At 35.6% G+C, this 26,447-nt stretch carries 26 protein-coding genes; 2 read left to right on the top strand and 24 right to left on the bottom strand.

Annotated elements, in window-relative coordinates; translation table 11 throughout:
* Nucleotides 1-49: 49 nt before the first annotated feature.
* From D4A81_RS03650 to D4A81_RS03590, 13 genes are all read right to left on the bottom strand, one after another.
* Complete coding sequence (locus D4A81_RS03650; RefSeq protein ID WP_330405123.1) at nucleotides 50-352, bottom strand: hypothetical protein; 303 nt, start codon at nucleotides 350-352, stop codon at nucleotides 50-52.
* A 224-nt stretch (nucleotides 353-576) separates the two neighbouring features.
* Complete coding sequence (locus tag D4A81_RS03645) at nucleotides 577-2,229, bottom strand: Na+/H+ antiporter NhaC family protein (protein ID WP_111525450.1); 1,653 nt, start codon at nucleotides 2,227-2,229, stop codon at nucleotides 577-579.
* A 15-nt stretch (nucleotides 2,230-2,244) separates the two neighbouring features.
* Nucleotides 2,245-2,769 carry a cob(I)yrinic acid a,c-diamide adenosyltransferase gene (locus D4A81_RS03640; RefSeq protein WP_111525449.1) on the bottom strand — a complete coding sequence of 175 codons (525 nt, stop codon included), beginning with the start codon at nucleotides 2,767-2,769 and terminating at the stop codon, nucleotides 2,245-2,247.
* Between the two features lie 10 nt (nucleotides 2,770-2,779).
* On the bottom strand, nucleotides 2,780-3,571 hold the full coding sequence (kamE, locus tag D4A81_RS03635; RefSeq protein WP_111525448.1) for a lysine 5,6-aminomutase subunit beta: 792 nt from the start codon (nucleotides 3,569-3,571) through the stop codon (nucleotides 2,780-2,782).
* Nucleotides 3,564-5,123 carry a lysine 5,6-aminomutase subunit alpha gene (kamD, locus tag D4A81_RS03630; RefSeq protein WP_111525447.1) on the bottom strand — a complete coding sequence of 520 codons (1,560 nt, stop codon included), beginning with the start codon at nucleotides 5,121-5,123 and terminating at the stop codon, nucleotides 3,564-3,566. Before kamD ends, kamE begins: the two co-directional genes overlap by 8 nt.
* Nucleotides 5,124-5,134: 11 nt before the next feature.
* A complete protein-coding gene (kamA, locus tag D4A81_RS03625; RefSeq protein ID WP_111525446.1) occupies nucleotides 5,135-6,391 on the bottom strand; it encodes a lysine 2,3-aminomutase in 1,257 nt (418 codons plus the stop codon).
* Nucleotides 6,392-6,414: 23 nt separating this feature from the next.
* On the bottom strand, nucleotides 6,415-7,449 hold the full coding sequence (gene kdd, locus D4A81_RS03620; RefSeq protein WP_111525445.1) for an L-erythro-3,5-diaminohexanoate dehydrogenase: 1,035 nt from the start codon (nucleotides 7,447-7,449) through the stop codon (nucleotides 6,415-6,417).
* A gap of 12 nt (nucleotides 7,450-7,461) precedes the next feature.
* Complete coding sequence (kce, locus tag D4A81_RS03615) at nucleotides 7,462-8,280, bottom strand: 3-keto-5-aminohexanoate cleavage enzyme (RefSeq protein ID WP_111525444.1); 819 nt, start codon at nucleotides 8,278-8,280, stop codon at nucleotides 7,462-7,464.
* 8 nt (nucleotides 8,281-8,288) lie between these two features.
* Nucleotides 8,289-8,678, bottom strand: coding sequence for a 3-aminobutyryl-CoA ammonia lyase (gene kal / locus D4A81_RS03610; protein WP_111525443.1), 390 nt, complete (start codon nucleotides 8,676-8,678; stop codon nucleotides 8,289-8,291).
* A 251-nt stretch (nucleotides 8,679-8,929) separates the two neighbouring features.
* On the bottom strand, nucleotides 8,930-10,090 hold the full coding sequence (locus tag D4A81_RS03605) for a PucR family transcriptional regulator (protein WP_111525442.1): 1,161 nt from the start codon (nucleotides 10,088-10,090) through the stop codon (nucleotides 8,930-8,932).
* Nucleotides 10,091-10,102: 12 nt separating this feature from the next.
* Nucleotides 10,103-11,551: a lysine 5,6-aminomutase reactivase ATPase KamC gene (kamC, locus tag D4A81_RS03600; RefSeq protein WP_111525441.1), complete on the bottom strand. Its 1,449-nt coding sequence runs from the start codon at nucleotides 11,549-11,551 to the stop codon at nucleotides 10,103-10,105.
* A 1-nt stretch (nucleotide 11,552) separates the two neighbouring features.
* Entirely contained in the window at nucleotides 11,553-12,566 is a 1,014-nt protein-coding gene (gene kamB / locus D4A81_RS03595) for a lysine 5,6-aminomutase reactivase subunit KamB (RefSeq protein ID WP_111525461.1), read from the bottom strand.
* Nucleotides 12,566-13,462: a DMT family transporter gene (locus D4A81_RS03590; RefSeq protein WP_242977720.1), complete on the bottom strand. Its 897-nt coding sequence runs from the start codon at nucleotides 13,460-13,462 to the stop codon at nucleotides 12,566-12,568. The genes kamB and D4A81_RS03590 overlap by 1 nt, the downstream gene beginning before the upstream one ends.
* A 448-nt stretch (nucleotides 13,463-13,910) precedes the next feature.
* Between D4A81_RS03590 and D4A81_RS03585 the strand changes: the two genes are divergently transcribed.
* The gene (locus D4A81_RS03585; RefSeq protein ID WP_111525439.1) at nucleotides 13,911-15,155 is read left to right on the top strand and encodes a hypothetical protein; all 1,245 of its coding nucleotides are present in this window, start codon (nucleotides 13,911-13,913) and stop codon (nucleotides 15,153-15,155) included.
* 132 nt (nucleotides 15,156-15,287) lie between these two features.
* A complete protein-coding gene (locus D4A81_RS03580; RefSeq protein ID WP_111525438.1) occupies nucleotides 15,288-15,833 on the top strand; it encodes a TetR/AcrR family transcriptional regulator in 546 nt (181 codons plus the stop codon).
* Between the two features lie 37 nt (nucleotides 15,834-15,870).
* Here D4A81_RS03580 and hydF read toward each other — a convergent pair whose 3' ends face one another.
* The 11 genes from hydF to rpsK all read right to left on the bottom strand — a co-directional run bounded on the left by hydF (nucleotide 15,871) and on the right by rpsK (nucleotide 26,441).
* Entirely contained in the window at nucleotides 15,871-17,085 is a 1,215-nt protein-coding gene (gene hydF / locus D4A81_RS03575; RefSeq protein ID WP_111525437.1) for a [FeFe] hydrogenase H-cluster maturation GTPase HydF, read from the bottom strand.
* Nucleotides 17,063-18,511 carry a [FeFe] hydrogenase H-cluster radical SAM maturase HydG gene (hydG, locus tag D4A81_RS03570; RefSeq protein WP_111525436.1) on the bottom strand — a complete coding sequence of 483 codons (1,449 nt, stop codon included), beginning with the start codon at nucleotides 18,509-18,511 and terminating at the stop codon, nucleotides 17,063-17,065. Before hydG ends, hydF begins: the two co-directional genes overlap by 23 nt.
* Entirely contained in the window at nucleotides 18,493-19,617 is a 1,125-nt protein-coding gene (gene hydE, locus D4A81_RS03565; protein ID WP_242977718.1) for a [FeFe] hydrogenase H-cluster radical SAM maturase HydE, read from the bottom strand. Before hydE ends, hydG begins: the two co-directional genes overlap by 19 nt.
* Nucleotides 19,610-19,870 carry a TM1266 family iron-only hydrogenase system putative regulator gene (locus D4A81_RS03560; protein ID WP_111525434.1) on the bottom strand — a complete coding sequence of 87 codons (261 nt, stop codon included), beginning with the start codon at nucleotides 19,868-19,870 and terminating at the stop codon, nucleotides 19,610-19,612. The genes hydE and D4A81_RS03560 overlap by 8 nt, the downstream gene beginning before the upstream one ends.
* A 251-nt stretch (nucleotides 19,871-20,121) precedes the next feature.
* Nucleotides 20,122-21,693, bottom strand: a complete 1,572-nt coding sequence (locus D4A81_RS03555) for a PepSY domain-containing protein (protein ID WP_111525433.1) — start codon at nucleotides 21,691-21,693, stop codon at nucleotides 20,122-20,124.
* Nucleotides 21,693-22,265: an RNA polymerase sigma factor gene (locus tag D4A81_RS03550; RefSeq protein ID WP_111525432.1), complete on the bottom strand. Its 573-nt coding sequence runs from the start codon at nucleotides 22,263-22,265 to the stop codon at nucleotides 21,693-21,695. Before D4A81_RS03550 ends, D4A81_RS03555 begins: the two co-directional genes overlap by 1 nt.
* Nucleotides 22,266-22,332: 67 nt before the next feature.
* Nucleotides 22,333-23,622, bottom strand: a complete 1,290-nt coding sequence (locus D4A81_RS03545; protein WP_111525431.1) for an MATE family efflux transporter — start codon at nucleotides 23,620-23,622, stop codon at nucleotides 22,333-22,335.
* Nucleotides 23,623-23,738: 116 nt separating this feature from the next.
* Nucleotides 23,739-24,275: a bL17 family ribosomal protein gene (locus D4A81_RS03540; protein ID WP_111525430.1), complete on the bottom strand. Its 537-nt coding sequence runs from the start codon at nucleotides 24,273-24,275 to the stop codon at nucleotides 23,739-23,741.
* Between the two features lie 69 nt (nucleotides 24,276-24,344).
* A complete protein-coding gene (locus D4A81_RS03535; RefSeq protein ID WP_111525429.1) occupies nucleotides 24,345-25,298 on the bottom strand; it encodes a DNA-directed RNA polymerase subunit alpha in 954 nt (317 codons plus the stop codon).
* A gap of 135 nt (nucleotides 25,299-25,433) precedes the next feature.
* The gene (gene rpsD / locus D4A81_RS03530; RefSeq protein ID WP_111525428.1) at nucleotides 25,434-26,027 is read right to left on the bottom strand and encodes a 30S ribosomal protein S4; all 594 of its coding nucleotides are present in this window, start codon (nucleotides 26,025-26,027) and stop codon (nucleotides 25,434-25,436) included.
* A gap of 15 nt (nucleotides 26,028-26,042) precedes the next feature.
* Nucleotides 26,043-26,441, bottom strand: a complete 399-nt coding sequence (gene rpsK / locus D4A81_RS03525) for a 30S ribosomal protein S11 (protein WP_007593313.1) — start codon at nucleotides 26,439-26,441, stop codon at nucleotides 26,043-26,045.
* Nucleotides 26,442-26,447: the final 6 nt, after the last annotated feature.

Here is a 26,447-nt window from a genome sequence, read left to right as displayed (position 1 = left end):
AAACCATTTCTATTCTAATTACCGGACACAAAAAAATCTGTAACCAATGTTAAAATCTAAAATATTTACCATGTTCTAAGTATACAAATATAAATAAGTATTCCAAATATCCCTTAGCTTTCTCTTTATTACTTACATAAAATAAATAACCTAAGGTCTCAACCTTATCTCTTTGTTTTCCGTTTCCAAGCAATTCACACATAGGCAAATCCATATACTGCCCTAAAAGGTCCAATAATGCACATTCTATTGCCCACTCTGCTTTTACCACAAACTTTAATTTGCTTATATCCAAAATCTGAATACCCTCACCGTCATCTTCAGATGCTCTGAGTTCAAAAAAATAATACATCCTATAAGAAAAACTTATAGATGTATTATTTCTACATATATCAATTAATTTTTATATATAATAATTCTGAGTTCTACTATACATATAGTTTTCAAAAACCATACTATCGCGTAAATAATCAGTATTTAATTGAGTAATAAAACATTATTTCACAATATTTATTTTATAAAATATCTATTATATAAAAAACTCCCCCAACCTTTTTGTTGAGGGAGTATATATATTTAAGCCACCTTTTCTGTGCCTTCTTTATATGTAACTTTCTTTATGATAAAGAGTACACCAACCATCAATGCTACCGCTATTACAAGTGATATAATTGCATTCTTTACAAAAGCCGCTATTATATAACTCACAAATGATACTGCTGCAACTAACATTGCATATGGTAACTGTGTATTTACATGGTTAATATGATTTGACTGTGCACCGGCACTCGCCATGATTGTCGTATCTGATATAGGTGAACAGTGATCACCACAAACAGCACCTGCCATACATGCTGAGATAGAAATTATCATCATCTGTGAATCTTTTCCTGCAAATACAGCAACAACTATAGGTATAAGTATACCGAATGTTCCCCAAGATGTTCCTGTTGAGAAAGCCAAACAAACTGCTACTACAAATATGATTGCCGGAAGCAGTAATTGCATACCTTTAGCTGAATGTTCCATCATTGTAGCAACAAACTCCTTTGCTCCCAATACATCTGTAATAGACTTTAATGACCAAGCAAATGTAAGAATAAGAATTGCAGGTACCATTGCCTTAAATCCTGCAGGTAAACAATCCATACATTCTGAAAACTTAAGTGATCTTCTTGCTATATAGAATGCTAATGTGATGATAAGTGCTACAAAGCTACCCATTGAAAGTCCAACGGAAGCATCACAATTTGAGAAAGCTTCAACAATGCCTGCACCACTGAATATTCCACCTGTATAAAGCATTCCAATAACACAACAAATAATAAGTGCAACTATCGGGAAGAGCATATCTATAAGCTTACCATTTTTATGCTCACATCTATCAAGATCTTCAAACTTCTCTTCTCCTGTTGTAAAGAGATCACCCTTCTTTGCATTATCCTCATGAAGCCTCATAGGACCAAAGTCAAATTTCCATACTGTAATAACAATCATCATTACGATTGTAAGAAGTGCATAGTAGTTGAAAGGAATTGCCTTTACAAAAAGTGTAAATCCGTCTTCTCCATCAACGAATCCTGTAACTGCAGCAGCCCAAGATGAAATAGGTGAAATAATACATACCGGAGCAGCTGTAGCATCTATCAAATATGCCAACTTGGCTCTTGAAACCTGATGCTTATCTGTAACAGGCCTCATAACACTACCAACTGTGAGGCAGTTAAAATAGTCATCTATAAATATAAGACAACCAAGAAGTATTGACGTAAGCTGTGCTCCCACTCTTGTCTTAATTCTCTTTGATGCCCATTTACCGAAGGCATCAGATCCACCTGTCTTATTCATAAGAGCAACAACCATTCCCAAAATAACAAGGAAAATCAAAATACCTACATTGTAAGCACTGGATAAAACTGAAACAAATCCATTTTCAAATATGGCCTTCATTGTTCCTTCAAACTTGAATCCTGATGCCAAAAGTCCACCGAAAATAAGTCCGATTGCAAGTGAACTATATACTTCCTTACTAATAAGAGCAAGTACAATAGCTATAAGCGGCGGTATCAGTGACCAAAATGTTGCATATAGAGCAGGCTTAGGTGCTTCAGCCTCTGCACCATAGACTATCATTGGACACAAAACTACAATTAAGATTGCTAAACATAGCAAGTATGATTTTTTATTTCTAAAAAACCCCGGATTATAAGTGTCATTACCACTATTCATACCTTTTCCTCTCTTTTACATTTCTATTCCGACACGGGCTCTTATGCCCTTGTCAAACGGATGCTTAACCTTTTGAAAATGTGTCAGATAATCCGCCATTTCCACTATCTCATCCTTCGGATTTCTTCCGGTCATAACAACTTCTAGATTTTTGGGGCGGGATTTCAAAAAATCTATTAATATATCATGCTCTATCATATTAAGATTATAAGCATCTATTATCTCATCCATTACCAACAAGTCTACTTCCTTCTCAGTAGCAAGATGAATAATTTCCTTTAAATGATCGTTGAAAAATTCCTTTGCAAGAATTTTTTCATTATCAGTCATATTAAATGTAAATCCAAAATTACTCTTTTTTGTGTATACCTCAATATTTTCTATATTTCTTAGCACCTTCAATTCATTTGAAGTATCACTTTTTAAAAATTGCGAAAACAGGACTCTTCTTCCACTACCTGCACATCTTACTGCCAAACCTACGGCTGCAGTGGTCTTTCCTTTACCATCACCTTCATATACATGAATAAGTCCTGTCATACCATCTCCTTTACTTTCCTAAGCCTCTTCTTAACATTTCTGTGACTGCAAATGTAGCTACATCATCTGCAAACTTCCCTGTTCCAAATCCTGCATCATAGCCAAGCTCTTTAGCCAACTCATGTGTGATTCTTGCACCTCCACAGATAAGCACATACCTATCCCTCAGTTCCTCGGCTTCCAAAAGTTCCACAAGATTTGTTAGATTCTTTATATGAATATCTTTTTGTGTTACTGTCTGTGAAACCAAAAGTACATCTGCATTCAGCTCTCTTGCCTTCTCTATGAACTCCTCATTTGCGACCTGTGATCCCAGATTGTAAGCTTCTATCATTTCATATCTCTCAAGTCCATAATGTCCGGCAAAGCCTTTTCTGTTCATTATAGCATCTATTCCTACAGTATGAGCATCAGTACCTGTAGAAGCACCTACCACAACTATCTTTCGGTGGAAATTTTCCTTAATAAAATCATTCACTTCCTCCATACTCATAGTTTCTTCTTCTACAGTCTGTACATGAATATTTGTATAATCAACAGTATGTACCAGGCTACCATAAACTACATAAAATGTAAACTCTGCATCAAGTGACATTCTATGGGCGATATTTACATCTGAAAGCCCCATCTTCTTTGCAAGAATTCTGGCAGCCTCCTCACCCCTTTCATCATTCTTTATAGGAAGTGTAAAGCTGACCTGTACCTTTCCGTCATTCATAGTATCGCCATAGGCTTTAAGCTTTGTAAGATCCAGAGTCTTATCAAACTCGACTTTATTTAGATTATATAAGCCACTACTCATCTTTCACCTCCTTCTTCATAAGAGGAATGAACGGATTAAAATACACACTATCCTTAACAACAACTCCTTCTAATCCCTTACCTCCATTAAAAGGTCTCTTTATATCTGCGAAAGTTCCCTTTTCAAGTGTTGCAAAAAGTCCATTTGTCTCTATCTCTGAAAGAAGTGCTGCAGCTTTATTTAAAACTTCATTAGCCCTATTTCTAATGATACCGTCCTCTTTGAACTCAATTTCATCTCCCAGATTCTTCATTGTTCTAAATATATACTGTGCATTCTCTATTGCAAGTGCTCTATCAGACATGAAAGGAGTGTGTATAGCCTCTGTCATCATTCCAAGAAGATGTATTTTTTGATTCGTAAGAATAGTTACCATATTGAAAAGTGCATCTTGTACATGACCTCTAAAAATATTTCCTGTCATAAACTTTGTAGGTGGCATATATTTAAGGGGGGCCTTTGGAAAGATCTCTCTTGCCATCTGTGCCTGTGCCAGTTCAAATAAGAATCCATTCTCTGCATCAGGTGATATCTCAAAGGCATGCCCAAGTCCCTGTTGTGCCGGTGGAAGCCCTGCCTCTATTGCAAACTGCTCGTTCAAAAACTGTGATGCAAGTACTGTATGTGCCTCTTCTATAGCATCTGCTGTAGTAAGATAATTATCCTCTCCTGTATTTATGATAACCCCTGCAAATCCATTGATAACTCTTGAAAAATACTGGTCTACCAATGTCCTCTGCATATTTATATCTCTAAAGAGTATGCCATAGAGTGCATCATTTAGCATAACATCAAGTCTTTCCATTGCACCCATAGCTGCTATCTCAGGCATGCATAATCCGGAACAGTAGTTACAAAGTCTGATATACCTGTTCTCCTTCTCACCTACCTCATCCAATGCTTTTCGCATCAGTCTGAAGTTTTCCTGTGTGGCATATGTTCCACCAAACCCTTCTGTAGTAGCACCATATGGAACATAGTCAAGTAAACTTTGTCCTGTAGTTCTTATAACGGCAATTATATCTGCACCCTGCTTTGCAGCAGCTACTGCCTGGGTTATATCCTCATATATATTTCCTGTTGCAACTATAAGATATAGATAAGGTCCTTCTTTATCTCCAAATTTACCCAAATACTCATTTCTCTTGTCCACATTTTTCTGAATTCTTTCCACCATAGCTTTAGCAACCGGTGCTATTATATCCTCTATTTCCTTTGATGAGTGAATATTCAATTTGGATAAGTCTATTTCACCCTTATCAATCCCCTGTGCTATCTCCATTGGTGAAATGGATAATTCAAGCATTGCGTTTCCAAGCATAAATGCTGCTCCCATTGGAAGAAGCTTATTTTCTACCAAATGGTCTACTACAACATTAGGCAGTGGCACTTCTACACTATTTACTCCGTCAATCCCTAAAAGTCTACAAACTGTTCTTTCTACAGCTACTGTAGTATGATCGTCAATAAAGGCTTGGACATCCAGTGCAACATTTTTTGCACTACTTCTAGCTTTAGAGATTAAACTTTTATCAAGTCCAAGTTTACTCATTTATCTATCTCCTATTTCTTTTCATGTGATCTTCTATACCTTGCCAGATCAGCAGGTTCGATAGTCATATCAAAGCCTTGTTCAAGAGCTGCTACACCACCTAAATTTCTTTCCTTTTTACCTCTGCATATATCACAATTACAATGATTCTCATAATGCTCAGGCTCTGTATATGTGGTTATAACCCCTTCATAGTTTCTAAGAATAACCTTTCCGGGGCTCTGTGAAATAACATAATTAGGCATTACAGGAGTCTTTCCTCCACCTCCGGGTGCATCTACTACAAATGTAGGAACACAGTATCCGGAAGTATGTCCTCTAAGTCCTTCTATAATCTCAATACCCTTTGAAACCGGAGTTCTAAAATGCTCAAGTCCCTGAGATAGATCACATTGATAAATATAATAAGGTCTAACTCTTATTTTTACAAGTTCATGTACAAGATCTGTCATTATATGTACACAATCATTTATACCTGCCAAAAGTACAGTCTGATTTCCAAGAGGTATGCCGGCATCAGCTAGTCTTGCACAAGCCTCAGCAGACTCCTTTGTAATCTCACTTGGATGATTGAAATGTGTATTTAGCCATATAGGATGATACTTTCTTAGCATATTTACAAGTTCAGGTGTGATTCTTTGAGGCATAACAACAGGTGTTCTTGAGCCAATTCTCACTATCTCTACATGCTCTATTTTTCTAAGTTCTGATATAATATACTCAAGCTTCTCATCACTTATAAGAAGTGCATCACCACCTGAAAGCAATACATCTCTTACTTCAGGATGCCTTCTTATATAGTCGATACATGCATCTACCTGTGATGTAGGTACACTTGTATCGTTTTGTCCTGCAAATCTTCTTCTTGTACAATGCCTGCAATACATTGAGCATTGATCTGTTACAAGAAATAAAACTCTGTCAGGATATCTATGTGTAAGTCCATGTACCGGTGAATCTGTATCCTCATGTAATGGATCAGCCAAATCTGCATTCGCTATATGAAGCTCGGAGACTGTAGGTATTGCCTGCTTTCTTATCGGATCATTCTCATCATTTAAATCTATAAGTGAAAGATAGTATGGTGTAATAGCCATTCTTAGATTCTCAAGGCATCTTTTTACACCCTCTTCTTCCTTTTCTGTAAGCTTTACATATTTTTTTAAACTTTCTACATTAGTTATTCTATTTCTAAGCTGCCATTTCCAGTCATTCCACTCATTATCAGGAATATCTGCAAACAAACCATTTTCTCTGCTATTTCTCATTTTTTCCCCTTACATCCTGTAATTTACACGTATTTTTTTTCAAATACCTCTCTAATTGCAGGATTTTCACGAATCTCTTGTAATGTTATCTTATCATGTCCCTTTGTATAACCATTTCCTATGATCATATCAATATCCTTGCCCACACCCTCAGCACCAAGTGCAGCCTTCGTAAAGCTGGTAGCCATTGAGAAGAAGTAGACACAGCCACCATCTCGAACCGGTAGTATTGCACTCATCTCACAATTATTTACATTTACACAGCATATCGAAACATCATATTCTTTTCCATCATTAAGCTCAAGTGCTTTATCAAGTACTTCTACCGGAAGTGCTGCACTTGCCTGAAAAGCTTCATGGCAAAGTCCCATTCTCTTTAACTCTTCTACGCCATCTTTGCTATAATCCATTGCTACGACCTTACCTGTAGGTCCCACTCTCTTCATTGCTTCATAGCAAACCAGCATACCACTCTTTCCGGCACCTCCAAGTACCAGTACACTCTGTCCTGATTGTACGAGCTTTGCAGTCTGTGCAGGTGCTCCGGCTACATCAAGTGCTGCAAGTGCCAGTGGCTCCGGCAAATCCTCCGGAAGCTTTGCATATAATGCACTTTCAAACAAAACCGCCTGACCTTCTATGTCCACTCTATCTATCTCAGGATGAATTGCTTTTATTTTATCTACTCTTAGAGGTGTCATAGAAAGTGATACCAAAGAAGCTATCTTATCTCCCACCTGAATATCTGTATCCAAATCTTCTCCGATATAGCTTACTGTACCTATAAACATTCCACCTGAGCCTGTTACAGGATTTTGCATTTTTCCTCTTTCGTTTACTATATCCAGAATCATTTTTCCTATTTTTTCAATATCTTTATCACAGGCTTCTTCAATTTGAGTAAATGAAGCAGAATCTATATTTAATGAAATAACATCACAGATAATCTCATTTGAATACCTCTTTGTCATATCATTATCTATTTTCTTTGCAGCCTGTGTCAATACTCCCTGTGGTTCTATAACTCTATGAATACCGTACTTATTTCCCTTTAGCATAAGTCCTCCAATCTACTTTAAACCCAATATCTGCCTTGCTTCAGTAGGTGTTGCTATTTCTCTGCCAAGTTCCCTTGCTAATCTCACGACCTTTTCTACCAGCTCTCCATTTGACTTTGCCATCACACCTTTACTCAGGTATATATTATCTTCAAAGCCTACCCTTGCATGTCCTCCCATAAGAATCGCCATTGTTACCATGGGAAACTCTGCCTTTCCTACTCCGGAAGCTGTCCATGTTGAACCTGCAGGTATACTTTCAACCATAAAGTTCAAATCTCTTGCAGTACCTGAAATACCGCCATTTACTCCCATTACAAAATCAAAATGCATAGGTGATTTTATGATTCCCTTTTTATTAAGTCGAATGGCCATGTCCACCATTCCCTTATCAAAAACTTCTACTTCAGGCTTGATACCAAGTTCATTCATTCTGTTTGCAAATTCTATGATAGTATTTTCTGTATTTACAAAAATATCATCACCGCCAAAATTACAAGTACCACAGTCAAGTGTCGCCATCTCAGGGCGAAGTGTTGTAGGAGCAAGCCTTTCCTCATTGCTCATACCTACCGCTCCACCGGTAGAAGGCTGGATAATAACATCAGGTATTACTTTTCTTATAGCATCTATACATTCTCTAAATCTGTCTGCACTCTGTATAGGTGTTCCGTCATCCTCTCTCACATGCAAATGTATAATAGCGGCTCCTGCATCATAAGCAGACTTTGCTTCTCTTACAATCTCTTCCACTGTATATGGTACATTAGGATTGTGTTCCTTTGTGACCTCTGCACCACATATACATGCTGTAATAATAAGTTTATCCATATTTATCTCTATTTATTTTTTCTCTGTCTGTCCTTAAGTACCACACATGTTCCACTTGCTCTGCAAACTACTATCGGCTCTTCTAAAACATCACAGGCTGAATCATTTATATCTGTTCTTGGTGTAATAACCTTTCTTGCCTCAAACACCATCTTTCTGGAAGTATTTCCTGATGAAACTATCTCACCTGTTGCCTCAATAAAATCTCCGGCATGAACAGGAGCTAAAAATTCTACACTGTCATAAGCCTTAAAAAGTCCCTCATCACCATCATTTATGATCAAAAGTTCAGTCGCCACATCTCCAAAAAGTCCCAACATCCTTGCTCCATCTACCAATTCTCCACCATAATGTGCATCATGAGCACTCATACGAAGTCTAATTGTTGATTTAACCATATTATATTTTCCTCCTCACGTAGATAAATCTTCTTATCCTTTTTATGTATCTATATATTACAATAAACTTAAGATTTTTATCACTGACTATTTGTATATTAAAAAATACAAATTAGTGGACAACATGTATAATTCTAATATTTATATTGTGAAAATATTGATATATCCCATCTTTAATATGTGATATATCTTATATTTAAAATAAAAAAGATACAGATTACAGTATCTTTTGCAATCTATATCTTATAAAATCAATCGAAAAAATCATTAAGTATCAAGGCCAGCGATAAATCCAGTCTTTCATAGTAATCATCAAAATTAAAACCTGTTAAATCTTTGATACTATCCATTCTATTTATTAGAGTATGTCTATGTATAAAAAGTCTTTTGGCAGCCCTTGTTACATTACCGTTTTCCTCAAGTAAAAATCTTACAGTCTTTATATAATCGCTGTCTGACTCCCTGTCCTTGTCAAGTAAAAGTCTTAATACCCTATTTTCCTTTGAATACAGAGTATTTGTTCTATATATTGAATACATCTTTTTTAGGAATGCCATATGCTCATAAATACAAATACCTCTGATAGCTCTAATACTGTGCAAGGTTTGTAAGGCTTCCATACAATGTTTTATAGCAATTTCAAGTCCACTATTATCTTTTAAAACATCTGCAGTGGCAAAAAGGTTTAACCCCACCTTATTTGACAATCTTATAAGTACCACCTGTATCTCATCCATCAGATCTTTAAGCTTTTCTCCGGTTTCTACTCCTATACAAAAAGTCATTTGAAGACCTTTTTCAAAATGACATATATATGTGTCACATCTAAATACAACCAGCGAATTTATACTTTCAAATGCCTCAGCTACATCAGATCCTACTTCATTATAAACATTCACTGCAGAAACAGCTAACACTGCCAATTCCTGTTTGTTTCCTATGCCTCTTTCAAGGCTTTCTTTCAGTTTCTTCTTAAGCTTTGGATAGAAATAATTGTAGTCCAGATAGCTCTGATTTCCCAATACCGATTCTCTATTTATCTCACTGATCAAAGTCTTTAAAACTTCTGAAAACGAAAAGCTTGCCGGCAATTCCAGAACCGGAAATTTGTATTTTCTGGCGGACTCCAAGATATATACAGGTATACTGTCCACATAATATCCGGTTTGAACCATAAGCCCCACTACACCCTTTGCCTTAAGTCTCTTTATTAAGTTGAAATATCTTGTATGATCAGCCAAATCAAATCCGGTTGTTATAAGAAGTTCACCACTTCCGACCATATCCACAGAATCCAGTATTTCCTGTACGTTGACCCAGCTGATTATATTTCCGGCATTTTCCCTTCCGGTCATAAGCTCTGTACCCGGAAAAAAATTGTTCTCAATGATATCCCTAATAGTAAGCGGCATACTCCTGCCTTTCTAATTTATCTCTGTTAAAATATCTAAAAGTTCCTCTTGTAATCCTAAAAGTCTACAAATCATTAATGCCTCCTTGGGAGGTTTTACATCCTTATTCACCTTAAAAATACCATAATTCATAAACTCTGCTATTGCAACGATTTTTGCATCATCATTTGATTTAGTCAGTAATGCTTTTGATATTCTATCCTCTAAAGTCCCTTGTAGGCCTTTCACTTGATAATGACTTCCTGAGAGTTCTGCCACATGGTCAAAATGAGTTACCAGCAAACTCATAGCCTTTTTTTTATTTAAAAGTGCCACCAAGCCTCTTACTATGCCCTCACCTTCCTTAGGATTTGTACCTCTAGCAAACTCATCCAGTATGGCAAAAACAAATTTCTTTTCAATCTCATTTAAAAGATTCTTCAACTCAACTATCTGTGCTCCAAAGCTTGAAAGCCCCTTGGTTACAGACTGTGATTCCTCAGATATCATTATTATTTCGTCAAAAAGAGGAATACTTGCTCTATCTGCATATACAAAGAAACCACATAATGCCAGATATGTATTTAATGCTACAGTCTTTAATGTAACACTCTTACCTCCCATATTTGCACCCGTAATCACTGTTGTACCCTGTGACATCTCTATTGAGATAGGCGTAAAGCTTAGGCTTTTCTCTTCAAGTATATTGCATATATATGGATTTCTTGTCTCCTCTAATAAAAGTATGTCGTCTTTAATCTCAGGAAAACAGGACGGGTAAAGTTTCGCTACACGATATTTTTCTAAAAGAAGGTCAAATCTTGATATAACTTCTATATTCAATATTATTATATCAAAATATGGTCTTAGTTTAATGGATAACTCTTCCCTTATCCTTCTTTCTTCCTTTTCTTCTTCCACTGCCATCAAAAGTCTTCTATCCTTCCATTCTTCAAAAGCAATGGCATTTTCCTGCATTTTAATTTCTATTTCACGCTTTTTCTTTCTGATATCTCTCAGTTCATCTGAATATTCATCATATACAGCAAAGGTAGGTATTCTCCTTCCGTCAGGATCCAGTATATCTACCACGAAACTTACAGATTCTATCCTAAATCCTGTCAGAGAAAGTTCCATGGATACCCTTTCAATAAATGGTTTTAATTTTTCTATCTGCATCAAAAGAATTTTTATCTCGAAAAGCTCTATATCTGATAATACATTCTCTACACCAAATCTAATAGAACCTCTCACATCCTTCATCTGCATGAATATCCTTCTAATCGTATTGATATCTGATTTTACTAAATCATATTTTTGATATACTTTATTTAAATTGTTCAGCTCTTCATTAAGTATATCTCTTTCATCTCTTCCAAAAGGTCTTATATTTTTTTTAAGTTCCATTCCAAAAGGAGTTGCAGGCAACATCTTACTTTTTATAAATTCAAAACCAATATTTTCCCTCTGCCAAAAATCCATACTACCCCCTATATTTGTTTGCAATATTTATAACCGGCAATTCTGTCATTTCCTGCATCTTTTCTAAAAACTCTTCACTATCATAGTGATTTCCATAGGCAGAAAAAGGATTTATAGTTATTGCCAAAATATTTATTGTATCAATACATGAGAATATCAATCCTCTTCTTTTTAGTTTTTCAAAGTTATCATACTTTATCAAAATTCTTGAACCGTCCAAAAATACCAGTTGCTTTCCTTCAAGCTTGGCATTGGAAAGCAGCAGCGAATTTATCATAGCATCGCTTAAAGCTCCGTTTACAAAAATATTCTCCATATCGCTCTCTCTTGCCCATATCTCTCTTAAGTCTATTTTCTTATCACTTTGCTTTATTGTGTTTTCTTCTATAATATAATACTTATCTCTATAAGTATCTCTGCTAAAATCTTTCGGTAAATCAAGATGAAATTTAGGAAGTGAAAAAAGCATTGTGGTATATATTGTATCTCTTATAGTCTTTTCCATATCCAAACTGTATGAAGCACCACTTGAAAGTATTGCTACATTACTCACCTTCTCTGTAGCTATACTTTTTCTCTCAAGTGCACCATCTATCAAAATCCTACTCTTAGAGTATCTTTTGAAATTCTCACATAGTATTGACATCTGAGTAGCAATGGAAGGTCCTGCTATTTGTACAAATCCGTCACTAATAGCCTTGATGATTATAATCTCTCCAATAGGAGTATATATTCCTGTGCTCTCCACTATTTCCTTTGTAATATCACAATATTTTATCAAATCTCTTGCAGTTGCAATATAATCATCTTTGTAAATATATATTTCCGGTTTCTTTGTATTGGTTACCAGATCAAGCTCTTCTCCATCCCTACCTATTGAGGTCAGTATTACGCTTTCATTATTTTCATGCGATCTTTTTATTACTTCATTCAGTACTGTAGTCTTACCTGCATTCTTACACATACCTATAAAGGATATTCTTTCTTCATTTTTTATTAAATCATAGATATCCATCATTCTGTCCTTTTGATAGGTAACTGTGCCAATATAATAGCGGTAAACATAAGTATAGCTCCTATCATTTCACGATTTCCCAAAACTTCTCCCAGTATTATCCAGGCAAATATAGCACTAAAAACACTCTCAAGACTCATCAAAAGACTGGCAATACTTGGTCTAACATACTGCTGGCCAATATTTTGTAATGTATATCCACAAGCTCCACTTAGAAGTCCTACAAATAAAAGAGCCGGCATTGCCTTAATTATCATTTCTATAGATGGTCTTTCAAATATAATCATAATAATACTTGAAAAACAAGCTACAACCAAGAATTGGAATATAGATAAATCCAAGACATCCACTTTTTTTACAAAATGTGCTACTGTAAATATCTGCATGGCAAAAAGTAATGCACAAAATAACAGTATTGCATCACCATATTGAAGAGTGAAGTCACTATGTATACAAAGCAAAAAAAGTCCTATAACACTAAGTACAACACTTACCCAAAGCCTGATGCCTTCTTTTATCTTCAAAAATATAATAGAAATAAGCGGAACAAGAATCACATAGAGTGCTGTAATAAAGCCTGCTTTTGAAGCATTTGATTCCTGTATGCCTATCTGCTGCATTGCACTTGCAATAAATAGGAAAAAACCTGAACATAAGCTTGCAATAAATAAAATCTTTTTATATGATTTATTATTTGTATCTTTCTTTGAGCTTCTTTTCTTCTTAAAAAAATAAACGACCGGAATCATTGCAATAAATGATATCCAGCTTCTTATTGCCAGGAATGTATACGCATTTATGTATCTTGCTCCTATGCTTTGGGCTGAAAAAGCTGATCCCCAAATTAAGGCTGCGAGAAGTAGCATCAAAACTCCCAGTGTATTATTATTTTTCAAAATAATTTCCTCCTATTATCAAAATAATAGTCTTCTATAATATATATTATTATAGAACAATACCGTTATAAAAAAAAGATAAGAAATGTAAGTATAATGTAATATTTGTAAATATTCTGCATTTCATACCTTAATTCACGCAATTTATACTTTTTTTGTTTTTAGTCTTAAAAACCATGTATAATAAACGCATATTAAAAATCATTCAAAAAACAGGAGATAAACCATGAAATTAAATTTATCAAAAAGAGCACTTAGTTTAGCTCTTTCATTATAGAACAATACCGTTATAAAAAAAAGATAAGAAATGTAAGTATAATGTAATATTTGTAAATATTCTGCATTTCATACCTTAATTCACGCAATTTATACTTTTTTTGTTTTTAGTCTTAAAAACCATGTATAATAAACGCATATTAAAAATCATTCAAAAAACAGGAGATAAACCATGAAATTAAATTTATCAAAAAGAGCACTTAGTTTAGCTCTTTCATTAGCTTTAGCTACACCAATCATATCAACAACAGCATTACCTACATTAAATGTTATGGCCGGCAGCTTTGCTACACATCCAACCGTAGCTCAAGGACATGCTATTCCAAACACTGATGCTATTACTATATCAGGAAATACTGTTACTGTATCTCTTGAAGGTTCCGGAATCAGTGATGCTATTAAAGCAACTACAAGCATTGATATAGTAAATAATACAGGCAATACTGTAGTTTCTGCACCTACACTTACATGGAGCGGAACATCCGGTGCATGGAGAGGTTTTAGCTTCCAGCTTCCGGCAAATTGGCAGACACTTTTCCACAACTCAGAACAAATGGGTATTAAAGTAACCTCAACTGTTGGTACTTCTACATTCAGTGCGGTAGCAAATAAAATTATCAATAATGATACTCAAATCAGCATAGAAATCCCTACAGTAGGTGACACTGCACTTTCTACAAAGGTTATCGGTGGTTCACTTTATAATAATTCAGTTGCTGAGAGTTTAAATGACTACACATATGAATATACTATTGCACCAAAGACATCTGCCACTATAACTGCTGCAGTTGCAAACAATATCTTCAATGCAAGTGCTGATATCACACCTCTTTCAAATCGTGAGGCTACACCTGATACATCAGGAAACTTTACACTTGAGCTCCCTTCAGGAAAGAGCATACAGAGCCTTTCTTCAAATGATGCAATTTATGTAAGAAGAACAGCAAAAAATTCAAATGCACAGTTTATATTCATAATAAATGATGTCAAGGCTGCTACACCAGCTCCAGCTGTTGCTACACCTTCTACACCAAATAAAGCAACTGAATCCAATGCAACTGTAAAGCCTGCTACTCCATCTGTGGCTACAAATTCTAACTCAAGAAAGAGTTCAGGTGGTGGTTCAAGCTACAGCTCAAACAAACGTTCTGCAAGCGTTAATACAACTACAAACCAAGGTCCTGCACAAAATCCGGCTACTCCGGCTACAAATACCGGCAATCAGAACACTGCCGGAGATGCAAGCAAAGTTCCTTCAACTGCAGGTCCAGGGTCAAATACTAAAACAAGAGGAAAATTCTCTGTTCCAAAAACTGCTGATAATATTGATATGACTAGAAATATAATGATGTTACTCGGTTCATTTATCGCAATGGGAATAGTTGCAGGTGCAACTAAGAAAAAAGACGAGCAATAAACCCTCCAATTTATAAAAGCTTGTTTTCCATTTTTCCCTTTTGAGGCAATATATATCTAAAATAAAGGATATATATTGCCTTTTATTTTTTCTAATATTATAATGCATTTGTATTTTGCTATGGAGATGTATATGAGACGAAAAAATACTACACATGAGATGATGATGGGCTATATGTCCACCGCTCTTTTAGAGCTGATGATTGAAAAAGATTATACCAAAATTTCAATAGGAGAAATTGCCAAAAAAGCAGGAGTTGACCGTTCGTCATACTACAGGCATTTTAAATCTAAGGATGATATTATTTCATTCTTTTTTGATATGGTTTTAAAGGAGTCACTTGACGGATTTACTGATATGTCAAGTATTGATTTTACACTATATATACATTCAATATATATGGCTTTTTACAATTATAAAAATGAACTTTTAATCATTCACTCTGCAAATCTCTCTTCCTTACTTTTGGATGTACTTTCAAAGAGGTTTCACTTCAATGAATTTGCACATAATGCCCCTCTTTACAAACAATATGAGCTTTCTTATATTATTGGAGGCATTTACAATAATCTTGTATTTTGGATGAGTAGAGATATGAAAGAGACGCCGGATGAACTTACTGAAATCTCACTTCAATTTAGAGATGAAGACTCAATATCTTTGTTGAGCCTTAGATAAAAGATGGATGAGCTGTTAACTCATCCATTTTTATTGTCTAAAATTTTCCTTCCAGAGGCTTCATTGCTCTTTCAAGTATACCATTCATATAAGCTATTGATATACCATAATTTGTCATAGGTATATCAGCGTCATTTGCATACTTCATCCTTGACTTCATCTGATTTTCATTTAACATACAGGCACCGCAATGAATTATTATCTTATATACTGAAAGATCTTTTGGAAACTCTCCTCCACTTGTAAGTTCAAATTTCAACGCATCTTCATCCTGCAAACCTGTGAATTTTCTGACCAGTTTCGGTATTTTAACACTTCCTATGTCTTCGCATTGACGGTGGTGGGTACAGCCCTCACTTATAAGTATTTTATCTCCTTCTTTAAGTGTGTCTATCACTTTTGTAGCATTATAAAGATTGTAAAGAGCACCCTTATAGTTGGCAAATATTATTGAAAATGAGGTAAGAGGTATGCTTTGTGGTATCAATTCATCTACTTCCTTAAACACCTGTGAATCGCATACCACCAAGGCAATATCATTAAATTTTTTAAGTGTTGCTTCTATCTCATCTACCTGAACCACAACAGCAATACCATGCCTGTCAAGAATTTCTCTTATTACCTGCTGCTGCGGTAAAATAAGTCTACCCTTTGGTGCTGATGAATCTATAGGTGTTACAAGCATTATAATATCACCTTCCTTCATCATATCACCGAGTATGGTCTTTTCTTTCTTCTCTTTGCCGAGAACCTCAGACATCTTATCTTTCAGCTTATCTATATTGATATTATTTAATGCAGAAACATATATATCAATTTTTTCATCTTTTCTTTCTTCATTTGATATAGAGTCACTTTTATTTCCTACAACAAGGCATCTCTTCTCTTTTATCTTTTCTAAAAATTCAAGCTCATCATCACTAAACTCGCTTCCTGCATCCACTACAAAGAGTATAAGATCGGCCCTGTCTATATATTCCAAACTCTTTTCCACTCTTAAATTTCCAAGACTGCTCTTATCGTCAAGTCCCGGAGTATCCACAAGTACCACCGGACCGAATGGTAAAAGCTCCATACTCTTTTTAACAGGATCTGTAGTAGTTCCGCTTATATCCGATACTATTGCAATATCCTGTGAAGTTATAGCATTTATTAAGCTTGATTTTCCAACATTACAGCGACCGAAAAGGCAAATAGTCGCTCTCTCTCCTATCGGTGTGCTATTCATATCAGAACCTAAAATCCCTTGCATTTGTAGTTTCAATTTCATTGATATACTGAATTGCTCTTTCCTTTACCTTCGGATTGCTTACCTTTTCAATCTCCGATTTTATCATCTTCATTCCATGCTCTTTGGTCTGATCGGATGCATAATCGGTCATATATTCACTGAGAGTCATAAGAGCATTAGGATGACAGCAGTTTATGATCTGTCCGCTCTTGCAAAGGCTCATAAATCTGTCACCTGTTCTGCCTTCTCTGTAGCAGGCGGTACAAAATGAAGGTATATGTCCCATTCCCATAAGCCAGTCCACAACCTCATCCAAAGTTCTTTGATCCGATACATCAAACTGCTCTGAATCTGTAGGTCTGATTTCCTCTGTATATCCTCCGACTGAGGTTCTTGAAGCACCGCTTATCTGTGAAATTCCCACCTTCAAAGCTCTTTCTCTTACTTCCTGACTCTCTCTTGTAGAGATAATCATTCCGGTATAAGGAACCGCTATTCTTATACATGCAATGATTTTTTCAAAAGTATCATCATCAAGTCCGTTGTCAAAAGCATCAGGATCTATATCATCGGCCCTTTTAATTCTGGGTACACTTATAGTATGAGGTCCTACTCCAAATGTAGCTTCCAAATGCTCCCCATGCATCAAAAGCCCTGCAAACTCATATCTATATGACTCCAGTCCGAATAGTACTCCAAGACCTACGTCATCAATACCACCCTCCATAGCTCTGTCCATAGCCTCTGTATGGTATATATAGTTATGCTTTGGTCCTGTAGGGTGAAGTTTCTCATAGGACTCCTTATTGTATGTCTCTTGGAAAAGTATATAAGTTCCTATACCTGCATCATGGAGCTTTTTATAATTTTCCACTGTAGTAGCCGCAATATTTACATTTGCTCTCCTTATAGCACCATTTTTATGCTTTATACTGTAGATAGTCTTTATAGATTCAAGTATATACTCAATAGGACTGTTTATAGGATCCTCACCTGATTCTATGGCAAGTCTCTTATGTCCCATATCCTGAAGTGCAATTACCTCATTCTTTATCTCTTCCTGAGTAAGTTTCTTTCTTGCTATATTCTTATTCTTTGCATGATATGGACAGTATACACATCCGTTTACACAATAATTTGAAAGATAGAGAGGTGCAAACATTACTATTCTGTTTCCATAGAAAGTCTGCTTTATCTCTCCTGCAAGAGCATAAATCTTTTTTATGATTTCCTTGTCCTCACAGGCAAGAAGTACTGATGCCTCTCTATGAGTAAGCCCCTTAGCTATAATACCTTTTTCCGTTTTTTTCGGTCTTGCTTTTTCAAGGTATTCTTCTATCAAAGGAATATTGTTTTTATTTTCCTCGGCAAACTTTAGTGTCTCCAATATTTCTTCATGGTTTATAAATTCTTCGGCGTTCCTTGATTTTACATCGTATTTAAACATTTATAATCTCCTCTTACTTTTGCAACTCCATAACCTATATTTTTGATTCTATTAGTAATGCATCCAATGCAGTGAGCAGCTTCATCTCCTGTACATACTTTTCCATCATATAGTTCATATTTTTTTCTTGTTTTTAGCGGTGAAAGATTTGGCATCACCACATTTGCACCTGCAAGTATTCCCTTCTCTCTCCCCAGATTGTCCAAAGTACTTAAAGAAGTGGTTGCCGGTATTAGCATATTCGGTCTCATTATTCTAAGTATAGCTATTAAAAATAAAGTCATTTGAATACTACCGCTTTTTTCATCCTTAAACGCAGTATCATGGTGTGGTATAAAAGGTCCTATACCGCACATCTGCGGTCCAAATTCTTCTATAAACTTCAGATCCTTTGCCAATGTAAAAGAGCTTTGATACGGTGAGCCCACCATAAATCCGCATCCTACCTGAAATCCGATATCTTTTAAAGCTTTAAGACAGTTCATTCTGTGTTCAAATGACATGGATTTTGGATGAAGTTTCTCATAATGTTCTTTGTCCGCAGTCTCATGTCTTAAAAGATATCTGTCCGCACCTGCGTCAAACATTTTCTGATAGTCTTCTTTCTCATATTCTCCCAAAGAAAGTGTAACGGCAACGTCCTTATACTTTTCCTTGATTTTCTTTACAATACTACATATATAATCCGGTTCAAATTTTCCGTCTTCACCTCCCTGCATTACAAAGGTTCTGTAACCGAGTCTGTATCCTTCATCCGCACATTCAAGTATTTCTTCTTCTGTGAGCCTGTAGCGGTCACAATTTCTGTTTGAATGTCTTATTCCACAATAATAACAATCGTTTTTGCAAATATTGCTTATTTCTATCAAGCCTCTGAGATAAACATCTTTACCGTAATTTTCATCGCCTATAATTCTTGCCTTTTTACTGATATAATCAAATACCTCTTCGTTCAAATTCTCTACAAGATATTGGTATTCTTTAAGGCTAAGACTCCTTTCTTTTTCTAATCTTTCTATCAGAGCAATACTTTTATCAATTTCTAAATGTCTGTCATATTCAGTATTTTTAAAGTCAGTCCTATACAGTGATATATCTTTAGCCATTGGCATTACCCACATTTGAATAGGCGGTTTTTATGCTTACTCCTGACAATTTCCCTATTTTACCGGACAGACTTGAAATTACATTATTTGGTGCGTCAAGAGCCACTGACAACACATTTATACCTCTTTTGTGATATGGTATACCCATTCTTCCGATAATATAATCTCCGTACTCATGCAATAAATCATTGAGTTCTTTTACAGAATCTCTGTCCTCAACAATTATTGCCATCAATGCTACTCTGTTATCCATATTTCCCCTTTATAAATAATAGATTTTTGTATAAAAAAAACCCAAAGCCTCGGTGGCTTTGGGTACTCAAATAAATGTGCTAAAGCACATATCAATACATTCACAAACCACCTTTCAAGTCAGACCATATCTTCCCTGTTAGGAGTATCTGATTACACTCTAAATCCTTTTTAGTTGTTTGTCAATATATATCCTATCGTTACTTTTATAACTTATTATTTTACTATTCTTTTAGTATTCAGGTTATATACTTAATCATCAACCTCTGAGCTACTTGAGATAATTGCTCCACTTGAAGCATTGATCTCATATTCATATTCTACATTTCCAACCTTAAATTCAATCTCATAAACTCTTACGCCGTCATCTGTATCAAGTTCTACCTTTGTAAAACTTGCACCGCTAACACCGGCATGTGAAAGTGCTATCTGCTTTGCTTTGTCTACTGAGATACCTGAAGATGCAGCCTGTGTAGGCGCTGCCGGCTGTGTAGGTATCGCATAGTTTTCAATATCTTGGTCAAATGACACTATTGCACCTGTTGCAGAGTTGATCTCATAATCATACTCAACATTACTGCTGTGGAATTCTATATCATAAACCTTTACACCATCCTCTGTATCAAGCTTTGCCTTTACAAATGATACGCTTCCGGGCGAAACTCCTGCATGAGACATGGCTATTTCTTTAGCCTTTTCTATGCCTATATCTCCGGCAGTGTTATTTGGCTGTGCTGCTGTTTGATCCGGAATAGTATAATTTTCAATATCCATATCACTTGATACTATTTCACCGCTTATGGCATCTATTTCATAATCATATTCTGTATTGCCACTATAGAATTCTATATCGTAAACCTGTCTTCCATCCTCTGTATCAAGTTTAGCTTTGATAAATGTAACGCCGCTTTGTGCAATCTTTGCATGTGCAAATGCTATCTGCTTCGCATCCTCAATACTGATGTTCTTTGCTGAATTTATTGCAGCACTTGTGCTAACTGCATTTTCTCTTGCATCTTCATCTATATCTTCAATAGCATCTGCTATATTTTCCCAGATGCTGTCATCAGAATCATAATCCACGATATCTCTGATATCTATTCCCTTTTGTACAACCAGATTTGCAATATCACTTACCTTCATTTTTGCAAGCTCTTTTGCATCCAGAGAACTATCCTTGGCAGCAAGATTAAGTACAAATACTGCCTTTCCTATGGATATACTATTTTCTTTGGCAAACTTATCTACATCCACACTGTTCTTTGCAGTCTGATTCATAACTCTTGCCTTTATATCATTGGTGGACAGGGCAACATTTATATCATCCAACACCTCTGCTTTAACCTGATTAGCCTTATCCTCATTATTATTTCTTACAGTAACCAAAATTCCTGTATTATCACTTGTTATATACCCTTTTTGAACCATTGAACCGATAAGAGCATTAACTGCAACCTTAAGCTCTGTATTCTTCAAATTCATTCCGTCAATAACACTTGCTCCATCTTGATTTGTAGACTGTACTTCTAAAACCTTGTTCTTTTTATTTGTTACAATCTCAACGCCCGGGTTTACATCAATATCTACATGTGAATCCGGTACATAATTATTACCATAATATGGTACTCCTACAACTCCTACTGCTAATAGTACACAAGCAGCTGCTGCCACTCCTACAAATCCCTTACTGAATTTCTTCATTCCTTTTTTCATCCTTTCCGTATCCTCAGAAACGATATTTTCAGAAATTCTTTTAAACATATCCTCGGGAATCATTCCCGATACAGCAGTGTCGAGCTTCTTCTCAATATCTTCTCTTTTCATCAAAAGCCCTCCTCTTCCAAATATTTCTGCATCTTCTTGATTGTTCTATTATACTTTGAAAGCACTGTGTTTATTGACATATCAAGTAAATCTGCTATTTCACGATTTTTCAGACCTGCCACTGCGTGTAGCAAGAGTATTGTTCTTTCATTATCATCCAACTTATTTATAGTGGTTCTAAGAATAATACGTTCCCCAAGATCTTCTACAAATGAAAAATCCTGTTCCGGCAAATCATTATTATCTTCTAAACTACCCTCTTTTTTACCGTCACGAATCTTCATTAGTGCAAAATTTCTTGCTATTGTAAAAATCCATGCCATAGGTTTATCATATGAGGTGTAATCTGCTGCTTTTTGATAGATTTTCAAAAAAGTATCCTGCAAAATATCCTCTGCATCATGAGTATTTTTTGTTATTGAAAGGGCAAAGGCATATACACTTTTATGAGTTTTTTCATATAAAGTATGTAAAGCCTCCATACTTCCCTTTGCGATATCTTTTATAAGTTTATCATCCACCGTTGACGAAGCTTTTGATCCCTCCTCTAAGATTGCCACAAAATTAAGCATTTTAAAATCATCCTTTCACTATATTAATGCATGAGAATATCGTTTTATTGCATGCTTTGCAAAATTTTTAAAAAGTTTTTCTCATCAGTATTAAGCATAATATTGCAGTAAACATTTCCGCTGCAAAAAATGAACTCCATACTCCTATTATTCCAAAGATTCCGGATAAAACTAATGCAAACACAATTATTGCAACTATACCCCTTGATATGGCTATCAGTGAGGATTCCTTTCCTCTACCTGTAGCACTATAAAAACCTGCTATAATAATATTAAATGCAGCAGGTAAGAATCCTATAAAATAAATTCTAATACCTATAGTAGCATACTCTGCCAATATATCAGAATGTTCACTGTTAAAAGCAGCTATAATATTTGGTGCAAAAGCCATTACCACTACCACTAAAGCTCCTGCTATGATCATACCCACTGTGAGTGAATACAAAAATATTTTCTTTAAATCTTTTTTCTCAGCTTTACCATAAGTTTCACTTGCCACCGGCTGTAATCCTTGTGAAACACCATTTAGCATTGCTACACCTACCAATGCTGAGTTTGCTATAACTCCATATGCCGCAACTGCTATATTACCTACAAGTGCCAATAATATATAGTTGAAAATCATAGTAATCACACCATTTGATATCTCACCTACAAATGCTACAACTCCCAGACTACAGGCTAAGAGTAGACGTTTAAGAGAAGGCAATATAGGGTCAAAGCGTATGCTGTTCTTTTTTGATAAATAATGAGTCATACAAATACACATACTTACAATAGGTGAAAGGCCTGTTGCAAGTGCTGCGCCTGCCATTCCCATACCCAACGGAAACATAAGTACATAATCAAATATAATATTAAAAATACCGCTAATGAGGGTTGCCGCCATAGCTATCCTTGGTGAATTATCATTTCTTACAAAGGATGTAAATGTAAAATTCAGCATAAAAAATGGTGATAAACAAAGAATAATACGTGTATATGTATGCGTAACAGCCTCAATAACTTCGTCAGCTCCAAAAACTCTTAAAACTAAATCAGGAACAAAAATACCAAGAATTAAAAAAGGTAAGCTAAACAATAAACTCCAAATAAATGAATTTGAAAAATATTTATCTGCTTCCTTTTTATCTCCAAGTGATTTCAGCAATGCATATTTTGTTGCAGAACCTATACCAATCATAGCTCCTATTGCAAAAGTTATTGCAAATATCGGCAGTGCTAAGTTCAAACCTGTGATGCCATTTGCACCCTCCGCCATTGATATAAAAATTGTGTCTGCAAGTACATAGCATGATGTACCGGTAGTTGCCAAGATATTTGGCAGAATATATCCTCTAAGTTTTTTCTCAATCATAAAAGAATCTCCTGTCATAGTTATCGAATTATATCATAAATATTCTGTAAACTCAAACTAAAGCTGTTAAATTTTTGCAAAAAAATAGCAGTCATAGACTGCTATTCATTGATATATTATACTAACTCAAGTAAAACTTCCATAGCTGCATCGCCCTTACGAAGACCGATCTTAACTATTCTTGTGTATCCACCCTTACGATCAGCATACTTTGGACCATACTCATCAAAGAGCTTCTTTGCCAAGTCAACAGACTTTGTATTTTTCTTCTTTCCGGCTACCTTTGAAGGTAACTCTGTTGGAACATATACTACAGCATTAATCTTGCTTCTCGCATGAAGTCTTGAAGGTCTATCTTTCTTAATTTCCTTCTCTACCTCATCATAAACAGTAACTTTCTTACCATCTACAACTTCTTTTACTCTCTTACCATCAGCATCTTTTCTTGCAACCTTTGCATTTACCTTCACAAGGTCGAAGTTATCCTTCTCCTTAACAGCTAATGCTATAAGTGGCTCAACGATCTTTCTGATCTCTTTTGCTCTAGCTTCTGTAGTTACAATCTTTCCATGCTGTAAAAGTGCTGTAACCTGGTTTCTTAATAATGCTTTTCTCTGACTGGATGTCTTTGAAAGTTTTCTATACTTTGCCATTTTTACTCCTCCATCGGAAACATATATATGCAAACATTGGTCTTATTATATATGTCTATTTATTCTTTTTTATGCTTCTTCGCTTTCACGAAGGTGAAGCCCTAAATCCTCAAGCTTTTGAAGGACTTCCTCTAATGATTTTCTACCCAGATTTCTGACTTTCATCATATCATCTGAGGTACGTGAACACAATTCTTCAACTGTATTGATTCCTGCTCTCTTCAAGCAATTATAAGATCTTACTGACAACTCAAGTTCATCTATATTCATCTCCAGAACTTTTTCCTTGTCATCCTCTGCTTTTTCTACCATTACATCAACAGTTTTGGCATTATCAGATAAGTCTATAAATAAATTGAGATGCTCGCTCAAAACTTTAGCAGCTAAACTCACCGCCTCGTCAGGTGCCAATGTACCATTTGTAGTAACATCAAGTGTTAACTTATCAAAGTCTGTCATCTGACCTACACGTGTGTTCTCTACAAGAAGATTTACTCTCTCTACAGGAGTATAGATAGAATCAATTGCTATAACACCTATAGGAGTATCCTCTCCCTTGTTTTTATCTGAACTTACATAACCTCTGCCATTTGTTATTGTCAATTCCATATAGAACTTGCCTTCTGAAACAGTCGCAATAACCTGGTCCTTATTAATAATTTCAATACTTGGATCACATTGAATATCTTCTGCAGTGATAACTCCCTCACCGTCAAAATCTATATAAGCAACCTTCGGCTCATCATCATTTGATGTGTTTTTGATTGCCAAGCTTTTTACATTCATTATGATCTCTGTTACATCTTCTTTTACTCCAGGTATGGAAGAAAATTCATGCAACACACCATCAATCTTAACTTGACTGACAGCTGATCCTGGGAGGGATGAGAGCATGATTCTTCTTAGGGAATTACCTAAAGTTGTTCCATAACCTCTCTCCAGTGGTTCACATATGAATCTGCCGAACTTCTTGTCCTCGGAAATCTCTGCAATCTCAATATTGGGTTTTTCAAAATCAAACACGATTGTCCCTCCTTTTAGATAAACTATATCTATGTCTCTAACATTTGAGACTTGGTTAATACTTCAAGGCTAAAATATTTCTATTATTAGCAAATCAGCTGATACGAAAATAAGTATCAGCTGTTAAGATTCCTATTACTTAGAGTACAACTCAACGATAAGAAGTTCGTCTACAGGAACATCAATTTCTTCTCTTGTAGGGAGGCTCTTTACAGTACCTTTTAAATTTTCAAGATCTGCATCAATCCAAGCCGGTACAATTCTTCCGGCTGTTGACTCTACAACTTCCTTATATCTTGCAGATGATTTTGCCTTCTCTTTAATCTCTATAACATCTCCTGCTTTTACAAGATAAGATGGAATATTTACACATTTACCATTTACCAAAACATGCTTATGATCAACGATCTGTCTTGTTTCTTTTCTTGTTCTACCGAATCCCATACGGAAAACAACATTATCAAGTCTTCTCTCTAAGAGAATCATAAGGTTCTCACCAACCTGACCCTTCATTCTCTCAGCCTTAGCATAATAGTTTCTAAACGGTTTCTCCAATACACCATAGATGAACTTTGCTTTTTGCTTTTCTCTAAGCTGCAAACCGTACTCACTAAGCTTACGATTAGCTCTTTTTGTATCTCTATTAGACTTTTTATCTATTCCCAGAAAACCCGGCTCAAGGCCAAGAGATCTGCATCTTTTAAGAACGGGAACTCTATTAATTGCCACTTTTAGTACCTCCTATTAGACTCTTCTGCGTTTTGGTGGACGACATCCATTGTGTGGTACCGGAGTTACATCCTTAATACTTGTTACTTCTATTCCACATGCAGCCAACGCACGAATAGCTGCTTCTCTTCCTGAACCAGGTCCTTTTACCATAACATCTACATACTTAAGTCCATGTACTAAAGCTGCCTTTGCAGCAGTTTCTGCAGCCATAGATGCCGCATATGGAGTAGATTTCTTTGAACCTCTAAATCCTAGACCACCGGCGCTTGCCCATGATATTGCATTACCTTGGGTATCAGTTAATGTAACAATTGTATTGTTAAATGATGACTGAATATGTGCCTGTCCGCGTTCAACGTTTTTCTTTACGCGCTTTTTTGTCACCTTCTTGGTGGACGCATTCTTTGCCATTAAACT

Origin of the sequence: Lachnoanaerobaculum umeaense (assembly GCF_003589745.1) — a bacterium.
GTDB lineage: Bacteria > Bacillota > Clostridia > Lachnospirales > Lachnospiraceae > Lachnoanaerobaculum > Lachnoanaerobaculum umeaense.
The sequence above is the reverse complement of the archived record's forward strand: the minus strand, read 5'-3'. Positions and strand labels throughout refer to the sequence as shown.

Coding starts and splice junctions, on each gene's coding strand:
- hydF (WP_111525437.1), bottom strand. CDS start 17,085: ATGCAAGGGATTTTAGGTTCTGATATGAATAGCACACCGATAGGAGAG.
- kal (WP_111525443.1), bottom strand. CDS start 8,678: ATGGTTAAATCAACAATTAGACTTCGTATGAGTGCTCATGATGCACAT.
- rpsK (WP_007593313.1), bottom strand. CDS start 26,441: ATGGCAAAGAATGCGTCCACCAAGAAGGTGACAAAAAAGCGCGTAAAG.
- D4A81_RS03650 (WP_330405123.1), bottom strand. CDS start 352: ATGTATTATTTTTTTGAACTCAGAGCATCTGAAGATGACGGTGAGGGT.
- D4A81_RS03560 (WP_111525434.1), bottom strand. CDS start 19,870: ATGGATAACAGAGTAGCATTGATGGCAATAATTGTTGAGGACAGAGAT.
- kamE (WP_111525448.1), bottom strand. CDS start 3,571: ATGAGTAGTGGCTTATATAATCTAAATAAAGTCGAGTTTGATAAGACT.
- hydE (WP_242977718.1), bottom strand. CDS start 19,617: ATGGCTAAAGATATATCACTGTATAGGACTGACTTTAAAAATACTGAA.
- D4A81_RS03580 (WP_111525438.1), top strand. CDS start 15,288: ATGAGACGAAAAAATACTACACATGAGATGATGATGGGCTATATGTCC.
- D4A81_RS03545 (WP_111525431.1), bottom strand. CDS start 23,622: ATGATTGAGAAAAAACTTAGAGGATATATTCTGCCAAATATCTTGGCA.
- D4A81_RS03585 (WP_111525439.1), top strand. CDS start 13,911: ATGAAATTAAATTTATCAAAAAGAGCACTTAGTTTAGCTCTTTCATTA.
- D4A81_RS03555 (WP_111525433.1), bottom strand. CDS start 21,693: ATGAAAAGAGAAGATATTGAGAAGAAGCTCGACACTGCTGTATCGGGA.
- kamD (WP_111525447.1), bottom strand. CDS start 5,123: ATGAGTAAACTTGGACTTGATAAAAGTTTAATCTCTAAAGCTAGAAGT.
- D4A81_RS03550 (WP_111525432.1), bottom strand. CDS start 22,265: ATGCTTAATTTTGTGGCAATCTTAGAGGAGGGATCAAAAGCTTCGTCA.
- D4A81_RS03640 (WP_111525449.1), bottom strand. CDS start 2,769: ATGACAGGACTTATTCATGTATATGAAGGTGATGGTAAAGGAAAGACC.
- kce (WP_111525444.1), bottom strand. CDS start 8,280: ATGGATAAACTTATTATTACAGCATGTATATGTGGTGCAGAGGTCACA.
- hydG (WP_111525436.1), bottom strand. CDS start 18,511: ATGTTTAAATACGATGTAAAATCAAGGAACGCCGAAGAATTTATAAAC.
- D4A81_RS03540 (WP_111525430.1), bottom strand. CDS start 24,275: ATGGCAAAGTATAGAAAACTTTCAAAGACATCCAGTCAGAGAAAAGCA.
- kamB (WP_111525461.1), bottom strand. CDS start 12,566: ATGGATATCTATGATTTAATAAAAAATGAAGAAAGAATATCCTTTATA.
- kdd (WP_111525445.1), bottom strand. CDS start 7,449: ATGCTAAAGGGAAATAAGTACGGTATTCATAGAGTTATAGAACCACAG.
- kamA (WP_111525446.1), bottom strand. CDS start 6,391: ATGAGAAATAGCAGAGAAAATGGTTTGTTTGCAGATATTCCTGATAAT.
- kamC (WP_111525441.1), bottom strand. CDS start 11,551: ATGGATTTTTGGCAGAGGGAAAATATTGGTTTTGAATTTATAAAAAGT.
- D4A81_RS03605 (WP_111525442.1), bottom strand. CDS start 10,090: ATGCCGCTTACTATTAGGGATATCATTGAGAACAATTTTTTTCCGGGT.
- D4A81_RS03645 (WP_111525450.1), bottom strand. CDS start 2,229: ATGAATAGTGGTAATGACACTTATAATCCGGGGTTTTTTAGAAATAAA.